3 protein-coding genes are annotated in these 1853 nt (G+C 39.0%); all 3 read left to right on the top strand.

Features of this window, described 5'->3' with window-relative positions:
• The first annotated feature begins 64 nt into the window (after nt 1–64).
• The 3 genes from ACP45E_RS13260 to ACP45E_RS13270 all read left to right on the top strand — a co-directional run bounded on the left by ACP45E_RS13260 (nt 65) and on the right by ACP45E_RS13270 (nt 1816).
• Nucleotides 65–805 carry a helix-turn-helix domain-containing protein gene (locus ACP45E_RS13260; RefSeq protein WP_017038127.1) on the top strand — a complete coding sequence of 247 codons (741 nt, stop codon included), beginning with the start codon at nt 65–67 and terminating at the stop codon, nt 803–805.
• A gap of 68 nt (nt 806–873) precedes the next feature.
• The gene (locus ACP45E_RS13265; RefSeq protein ID WP_017038128.1) at nt 874–1254 is read left to right on the top strand and encodes a VOC family protein; all 381 of its coding nucleotides are present in this window, start codon (nt 874–876) and stop codon (nt 1252–1254) included.
• A 73-nt stretch (nt 1255–1327) separates the two neighbouring features.
• Nucleotides 1328–1816 carry a hypothetical protein gene (locus tag ACP45E_RS13270; RefSeq protein ID WP_017038129.1) on the top strand — a complete coding sequence of 163 codons (489 nt, stop codon included), beginning with the start codon at nt 1328–1330 and terminating at the stop codon, nt 1814–1816.
• The last annotated feature ends 37 nt before the right edge of the window (nt 1817–1853 follow it).

A 1853-nucleotide genomic window follows, 5' to 3' on the forward strand; every position in this document is an offset into this window, starting at 1 on the left:
TGCTCACCACTTAAGCGGGCGTTATATTTACCACAGCCCTTAGTAAAATATATAGCAGCTAAGTATGTATGATCCAATTAAAGATGGAATGGAAAAAAGCTCTGGTACCGTTATTTATAATGAAGCCAAGCCACCCCAAGAACTGAAAGGTATTATTCATAGCTATTGGCAGTTAAAAACAGATACACCGCTGGAAGATGATTTTACTCTTCATGCCATTCCTGATGCTTGTATTAATATTCTGTTTAATCAGAAAGATACCGATATAGCAGGTATCACGGGGCTAAAAACCACCTATGTTGAACTCAATCTTGGTAAGGATTTTAATTATGCGGGTGTTCAGTTTTTTCCTGGGGTTTGGCAAGGAAATCGTAACGAAACTAAGGATAGTTTTGTCGGTTCAAAATACTTAGGTCAATTACCGCTTATTGGTGTCAATATTAAAACAGCCCCTCTGAGTTTTTCAGATAAGTTGCCTATTTTTACCGAGTTAGTGTCGAGTTTGGTTGAGCAAGAGGTTGTTAAACAAAATAATATTGTTCAAAAAATACTCGATAACTTGGATCGTATACACAGCGTCTCTCAAATGGCTGAAATTATTCATCATTCACCTCGCCAACTGCAGCGGATTTTAAAGCAAGAAACTGGTTTCTCGCCCCATGATTTTTTAAAAGTGATGCGTTTACAGCAATCATTAAAAGAACATAATGTGGATCGCTATACTGACCAATCCCACTTTATTCGCTCATTCAAAAAAATTACGGGCTATACACCTACAGATTACTTCCGCATATATGATGTCTGATTTATACAATACTAGCTAGGTTGCACGCACTATCATGATTACATCTTAACTAAATAGAGGATAACATCATGAAACAGAACGCAATTGGTTGGTTTGATATTTTCGTAAATGATATGGATAGAGCAGAGGCTTTTTATGGAGCAGTGCTTCGAAGAGAGCTTGAGACCATCTCTGATCCAACAGACACCTCCGTTATTATGAAGGGCTTTGTAACCGACATGGAGTGTTATGGAGCTGGTGGGGCTTTGGTAAAAAGAGAAGGTACGGAGCCTGTGACTGGTGTTACCATTGTCTATTTTGGTGTTGAGGATTGCGCTGTTGAGGAGTCACGAGTTGAAGGCGCGGGTGGTAAAATTGTTAACCCAAAGATGTCTATTGGCGAGTATGGTTTTGTGAGCGTCTGTATGGATACCGAAGGTAACTTGTTTGGCTTAAGTTCGATGAAGTAATTAATAAATATAACAATCAAAGCCAGCGGATGCTTCGCACCGCTGCTTTGAGCGTTATATTTATTGGGAAATTATGCGAAAAATCATAGCTGTAATATCAGTAATTGGTCTACTTGGAATTTTAGGTTCAATCGGGAGTTTATATACATACCTCTCGGTTTTTAATGGCGCTTTATCCCAAGATCACGCAGTCTGGGCGCAGTTTGCTGACTACTTATCGGGAACAATTGGTGTAGTTCTTACATTCGTATCATTTATCGCTCTACTTTACACAATATATATTCAATCTCGAGAACTAGAAGAAACACGTAAAGAAATGAAACTTTCGCGTGAAGCTCAAGAACGGGCAATCGACTACACGCGTCTTGATGCTCTACTATCATTGAGGACTCATTACCTCGACGTAATGAGTAAAGAATATGAAAAGGCAGAGTGGTGGGGCAAAGAAAAAAATGATGGATTTATGCAGGCTGTAAGAGCTACGGTTGCAGACACAGACATGAAGTTACGAGAAGTTAGCAAAGAGCTAAATGACTACCACGATAAAGTAGTGGCAAAATAAATATAACAATCTGTTTAAGAGTGATTCGCAACGCTTG

Source organism: Vibrio genomosp. F10 str. 9ZD137 (assembly GCF_049974785.1).
Lineage (GTDB): Bacteria > Pseudomonadota > Gammaproteobacteria > Enterobacterales > Vibrionaceae > Vibrio.